At 64.7% G+C, this 1,162-nt stretch carries 2 protein-coding genes; one reads left to right on the top strand and one right to left on the bottom strand.

The window, feature by feature from the left end; all coding sequences use genetic code 11:
• Positions 1–642 (top strand): endonuclease/exonuclease/phosphatase family protein (locus tag ACFXIV_RS48170; RefSeq protein WP_379421571.1); only part of this gene is annotated, 642 nt, incomplete at its 5' end.
• Between the two features lie 60 nt (positions 643–702).
• Here the strand turns inward: ACFXIV_RS48170 and ACFXIV_RS48165 are convergent.
• Positions 703–1,162: helicase associated domain-containing protein (locus ACFXIV_RS48165; protein ID WP_379421570.1), on the bottom strand; the 460-nt coding region annotated here is incomplete at its 5' end.

Raw genomic sequence — 1,162 nt, 5'->3', positions numbered from 1 at the left:
CAGGAGTCCTGTGCGACCGAGGTGCGCAAGGCCGTGAAGCTGCTCAATGAGCAGGGCTTCGAGTACAAGTTCAAGATAGGGCCCGGTACGAACAACGTCGGCTGCGATGGCTGGAGCGTCAACGGTCAGGCGATCATCTATGCCAAGGGGACTCAGATACAGGACTACCATGAGGTCGCCTTCAGCAAAGACGAGGGGCCGTGGGAATCCCGCGCCTACACAACCTTCACGACTCGGCTCGCAGGCCACCGGGTCCAAGTGATCAACACACACCTGTCCGCCGGCGGGCACCGCGCTGCGAGGGAGCAGCAGATCAGAGAGCTGCTGGGCGCAGCGAAGCAATACAGCCGGACGTTGATACTCGGTGACTTCAACGCCCAGCCGGGCTACTCGGAGATGCCTCCAATCTGGGATGCTCGCTTCACGGATGTCGACCCGTTCTGCAAGAAGGAAAAGGGACGTCCCAAGGATCCTCGTTGTAATGGGACACACGTCAACACGGGGAAGAAGTTCGACTACATCCTGCACCGGGGTGTCAGTTCCAAGAACTGCACCCTGCGATCGGTCAACGAGGATCACAGGGTCGTAGTAAGCGACGTCTCCACGGCTGCGGGCCCTCGGACGCCTTGCAGGGTCATCTGAGCACCTATGCGCGGTCCAGTCTGTACGGCACCGGACTGACTGCCGTGGGCCGGATTGTGCTCAGGTCAGCAGTCCGATGTCGTGGGCTTCGCGGGACTGGCCTGGGGTGAGCTTGTGCTGTTTGTGGTGGCTGCGGGTGTTGCTGCGGAAGACGCCCAGCCGGATGTGATGCTGGCGGCCTTCGGTGTCGGTGACGGTCTCTGTGTGGGGGCGCGGAACGCGCAAGTGTCCCTCGCGAGCCTTGAACTGGCGGGCGGCGGCGAGGTTGATCTCCCACCTCGACGCTGCGGCCGGCACCACGGGCCCGGTGAGCTCCGCCCTGGCCGCAGGCCAGATTCCCAGTTCGGTCAGGCGCTCCTGCTGGCCCTTGGTGAGCGCGCTCCAGACGGTCGGCTGCTCGGCGAGCCAGGCGCCGATGTCGTCGCCGCCGAGGCTGACGCCGGGCTGGAGCTCGGGGAGGGTGGCGCCCTGGGAGATGAGCCAGCGGGCTTTCGCGTAGTGCCGCTGCCAGGAGACGGAC

Origin of the sequence: Nocardia sp. NPDC059236 (assembly GCF_042754085.1) — a bacterium.
In the GTDB taxonomy this organism is placed as follows: domain Bacteria; phylum Actinomycetota; class Actinomycetes; order Mycobacteriales; family Mycobacteriaceae; genus Nocardia.
This window is presented reverse-complemented; position numbering and strand designations above follow the sequence as displayed.